A 5,075-nucleotide genomic window follows, 5' to 3' on the forward strand; every position below is an offset into this window, starting at 1 on the left:
CCGGCCAGCGGTTCCTCGTGGTGGCGGCGGCCCAGCGGCGGTAGACGCCCCGGTCGACCGGGCGGGCGCCCGAGCGCAGGCGGCGCGGCAGGGCGCGGCGGCCGATGAAGCCGAGCGCGGCGGGCACCAGGGTGACCGCGATGAGCACGGCGACCACCACGGTGGCGGCGGCGGCCACGCCCATCTCGGTGAGGAACGGGATGCCCGCGACGGCCAGGCCGGTCAGGGCGATGACGACGGTGATGCCCGCCGTGACCACGGCGGACCCGGCGGTGCCGACGGCCATCGCGATGGCGGAGGGCACGTCGCGGCCGTCGAGCAGCTCGTGGCGGAAGCGGGTGACGATGAACAGCGCGTAGTCGATGCCGACCGCCAGGCCCAGCATGACGGCCAGGACCGGGGTGGTCGACTGGAGCTCGGCGAACCCGGTGAGCAGGGTGATGCCGAGCGCGCCGATGCCGACGCCGACGACGGCGGTGAGCATGTTCATGCCCGCCGTGACCAGGGAGCCGTAGGTCAGGGCCAGCACGAGCAGGGCGACCACGACGCCGACGACCTCGGCCGGTCCGCCGATCCCGACGACCTCCCTGGTGGCCTCGCCGGTGACCTCGACCGTGAGCCCGTCCTGCCGGGCCCCGTCGAGGGCGTCGAGCAGGGCCGCGCGCTGCTCGTCGGTGATGTCGGGGGCCTGGGCCTCGTAGGTGACGGTGCTGTAGGCGACGGCCTGGTCGGCGGAGACGACGGGGGCGGCCGGGTTGAGCGGGTTGGTCGCCGAGACGACGCCGGGGAGCTTGTTGAGCGCGCCGACGAGCGTGGTGACCCGGCCCGCGATCACCTGGTCGGTGATCCGGGCGCCCTCGGGCGCGCGCACCACGACCTGCGCGGACGCCCCGGAGGGCCCGCTGCCGAACTCGGCCCGCATCCGCTCCAGGGCGGTCGTGGACTCCTGTCCGGGGATGGAGAACGTGGTGACGGTCTTGCCCGCGAACACCGCGGACCCGACCCCGAGCCCGATCAGCAGCACGAGCCAGGCGAACACCACCGCCCCCCGGTTCCGGTACGAGGCCGAGCCGAGCCGGTGCAGGAAGGTCGCCATGCCACTGGTCCTTTCACCACCTGATGTCCCGGATCAGAATTCCCCGTCGGAGGGGATCGGTGAACGGACACTTTCCGGTGATTGGTCCGGTGTGGACGGTGGCGGTCACCTGGGTGGGTGGCGACGAAAGTGGTGGCGGGAGGGCGGGACGGGGGACAAGCGCGTCCCGGCGCCCCTCAGCCGATCGCCAGCAGCACCAGCAGCACCGCGTTCAGCGCGATCACCGCCACCGCCGCGCCCCACGCGGCCACCACCGTGCCGCGCCCGTTCACGTGCTCCCCCATCACCGCCCGCGACGAGGTCAGCCGCACCAGCGGCGCCAGCGCGAACGGGATGCCGAACGAGAGGACCACCTGCGACCACACCAGCGCCCGCGTCGGGTCCACGCCCACCGCGAGCACCAGCAGCGCGGGCGCCAGCGTCACCAGGCGCCTGGTCAGCGGGGAGACGCGCACGTCGAGCAGGCCCTCCAGCACCACCGCCCCCGAGTACGACCCGACCGCCGTCGACGCCAGCCCCGACGCCAGCAGGCCCACCGCGAACAGCAGCGCCACCCCGCCACCGAGGGCGTCGCCGATGGCCGCGTGCACCTGGTCGAGGCCGTCCAGGCCGGGCACGTCGCGCAGCGCGGTGGCCGCGAGCAGGAGCAGGGCCAGGTTCACCGCGCCCGCCACGACCATCGCCAGCACCACGTCCACCCGCGTGGCCGCCAGCAGGCGGCGCAGGGCGTCGCCGGTGGTGCGGCCGTGCCGGTCGCGGGCCAGCGCCGAGTGCACGTACACCGCGTGCGGCATGACCGTGGCGCCGAGCATCCCGGCCGCCAGCACCACGCTGTCCACCCCGTCGAAGCGCGGCACGAGCCCGCCCAGCGCCTCGGCTGGCGGCGGGGAGAGCAGGAGGCCCGCGGCGAAGCCGATGGCGATGACCAGCAGCATCCCGGTGATCACCCGCTCGAACGCGCGCTGCCCGCCGCGGTCGCGCAGCACCAGCAGGACCGTCGACACCACGCCGGTGATCACCCCGCCGAGCAGCAGCGGGAGGTCGAACAGCAGGTTCAGCGCGATCGCGCCGCCGACCACCTCGGCCAGGTCGGTGGCCGCGGCCACGCCCTCGGCCTGCGCCCAGTAGGCCAGCCGCGCGGGCCTGGACAGGCCGTCGCGCACCGCCTCGGGCAGCGAGCAGCCGGTGACCAGGCCGAGCTTGGCGGAGAGGGTCTGGACCAACCCGGCCATGACGTTCGCCGCCACCAGCACCCAGACCAGCAGGAACCCGTACCGGGCCCCGGCGGCGGTGTTCGTGGCGACGTTGCCGGGGTCGACGTAGGCGATGGCCGCGACGAACGCGGGCCCGAGCAGGGCCGTTCCCGAGCGGAGCCGGGTCGCGCGGGTGGCACGGGTGACGCGGGTGGTCGCCACGGCGCCCCTCCCTCCAGTTGCACTTGAGTGGCTGTTGCACATTATTGGCAGCAACGCGGGCGGACCACTCCCCCGGTCCGCCCTGCGGGACGCGGCGGGGCCGCCACCCGAAGGCGACGGCCCCGCCCGGCTCAGGCCACCGGACCGGACCGGACCGGAGCAGCTCAGTCCCAGTCGAGCGTGCCGCCGGAGGCGTACTCGGTGACCCTGGTCTCGAAGAAGTTCTTCTCCTTCTTCAGGTCCACCGCCTCCGACATCCACGGGAACGGGTTCTCGGTCGCCGCGAACACCGGCTCCAGCCCCAGCTGCGCGCACCTGCGGTTGGTGATGAACCGCATGTACCGCTCGCACAGCTCGGCGTTGAGCCCGAGCAGCCCGTTCGGCATGGTGTCGCGGCCGTAGGCGATCTCCAGCTCGCACGCCTCGGCGAGCATCGTGCGCACCTCGGCCTGGAACGCCTCGCCCCACAGGTGCGGGTTCTCGATCTTGATCTGGTTGATCGCGTCGATGCCGAAGTTCAGGTGGATCGACTCGTCGCGCAGGATGTACTGGTACTGCTCGGCGACGCCCACCATCTTGTTGCGCCGCCCCAGGGACAGGATCTGCGCGAACCCGGTGTAGAACCACATGCCCTCGAACACCACGTAGAACGCCACCAGGTCACGCAGGAACGCCTGGTCCGCCTCGGGCGTTCCGGTGCGGAACTCCGGGTCCTCCAACGACTTCGTGTACTTCAGCGCCCACGCGGCCTTGTCGGTGATCGACGGCACCTCGCGGTACATGTTGAACAGCTCGCCCTCGTCGAGGCCGAGCGAGGAGCAGATGTACTCGAAGGTGTGGGTGTGCACCGCCTCCTCGAACGCCTGGCGCAGCAGGTACTGGCGGCACTCGGGGTTGGTGATGTTGCGGTACACCGCGAGCACGACGTTGTTGGCCACCAACGACTCCGAGGTCGCGAAGAAGCCGAGGTTGCGCTTGATCGCGTGCCGCTCGTCGGCGGTCAGGCCGTTCGGGGAGCGCCACAGGGCGATGTCGGCCTGCATGGACACCTCGGTGGGCATCCAGTGGTTCGCGCAGCCCGCGAGGTACTTCTCCCACGCCCAGTGGTACTTCAGCGGCAGGAGCTGGTTCACGTCGGCGCGGGCGTTGATCATCGCCTTGTCGTCGACGTGCACGCGGCCCGCGCCGCGCTCGATCTCGCCCAGGCCCGTGGTGTCGGCGGCGTCGGGGGTGGTGGTCACTGGCAGGCCTCGCAGTCGGGGTCGGTGATGGAGCAGGCCGCGCCCCCGGCGGGCAGCACCGGCTCGGGAACGGGGGCGGGAACCGGCGCGGGCGGCAGCGCGACGCCGGTGAGCTTGCCGTCGGTGCCGCTCAGCGTGGACTTCTCCACGCTGGTTGCCGCCGTGGCGCGCAGGTAGTAGGTGGTCTTGAGCCCCTTGCGCCAGGCCGACCGGTACAGCTCGTCCAGCGCCCGACCGCTGGGCGAGGCCAGGTACAGGTTCAGCGACTGCGCCTGGTCGATCCACTTCTGCCTGCGCGACGCGGCCTCGATCAGCCAGTTCGAGGAGACCTCGAACGCGGTGGCGTACAACGCCTTCAGGTCGGCGGGCACCCGGTCGACCGCGGCGAGCGAGCCGTCGAAGTACTTCAGGTCCGACACCATCGCCGCGTCCCACAGCCCACGCGCCTTCAGGTCCGCGACGAGGTACCGGTTGAGCACGGTGAAGTCCCCGGACATGTTCGCCTTGACGAACAGGTTGCGGTACAGCGGTTCGACGGACTGGCCGACGCCGCAGATGTTGGAGATCGTCGCGGTGGGCGCGATCGCCATGACGTTGGAGTTGCGCATCCCCGCGCGCGCCTTGGCCCGCAGCCCGGACCAGTCCAGCGTGGCGGAGGTGTCCATGTCGAGGTCGCCACCACGCGCGTCGGCCAGCAGCGCGATGGAGTCGATCGGCAGCACGCCCCGGCTCCACAGCGAACCCTCGAACGACTCGTACGAGCCGCGCTCGGCGGCCAGGTCGGCGGACGCGTCCAGCGCGTGGAAGCTGATCAGCTCCATGCTCAGGTCCGCGAACTGCACCGCTTCGCTTGAGGCGTAAGGGATCCGCTGGACGAACAGCGCGTCCGCGAACCCCATCAGCCCGAGGCCCACCGGCCGGTGCCGCAGGTTGGAGCGGCGCGCCTCGGGGATGGTGTAGAAGTTGATGTCGATGACGTTGTCGAGCATCCGCACGGCGGTGCGGGTGGTGCGCGCCAACCGGTCCCGGTCCAGACCCGAGGACGTCACGTGGTTGGCCAGGTTGATCGACCCGAGGTTGCAAACGGCGACCTCGTCCGCGCTGGTGTTCAGGGTGATCTCGGTGCACAGGTTCGACGAGTGCACCACGCCCACGTGCTGCTGCGGCGAGCGGATGTTGCATGGGTCCTTGAAGGTGATCCACGGGTGCCCGGTCTCGAACAGCACCGTCAGCATCCGCCGCCACAGGTCGACCGCGCGCACCCTGCGGTGCACCCGGATCTCACCGCGGTCGGCGGCCTCCTCGTAGGCGCGGTACCGCTCG

At 71.8% G+C, this 5,075-nt stretch carries 4 protein-coding genes; all 4 read right to left on the reverse strand.

Annotation, left to right across the window (positions count from 1 at the left end; translation table 11 throughout):
- Positions 1–1,096, reverse strand: a 1,096-nt coding sequence (locus ACTUAL_RS06840; protein ID WP_440899657.1) for an MMPL family transporter, incomplete at its 3' end; no start/stop codon positions are given.
- A gap of 176 nt (positions 1,097–1,272) precedes the next feature.
- Positions 1,273–2,511, reverse strand: a complete 1,239-nt coding sequence (locus tag ACTUAL_RS06845) for an Nramp family divalent metal transporter (protein ID WP_440899658.1) — start codon at positions 2,509–2,511, stop codon at positions 1,273–1,275.
- Positions 2,512–2,675: 164 nt separating this feature from the next.
- Entirely contained in the window at positions 2,676–3,752 is a 1,077-nt protein-coding gene (locus tag ACTUAL_RS06850) for a ribonucleotide-diphosphate reductase subunit beta (protein WP_440899659.1), read from the reverse strand.
- On the reverse strand, positions 3,749–5,075 hold a 1,327-nt coding region (locus tag ACTUAL_RS06855; RefSeq protein ID WP_440899660.1), incomplete at its 5' end, for a ribonucleoside-diphosphate reductase subunit alpha. The genes ACTUAL_RS06850 and ACTUAL_RS06855, both read right to left, overlap by 4 nt.

The sequence above is a fragment of the Actinosynnema sp. genome (assembly GCF_052038725.1).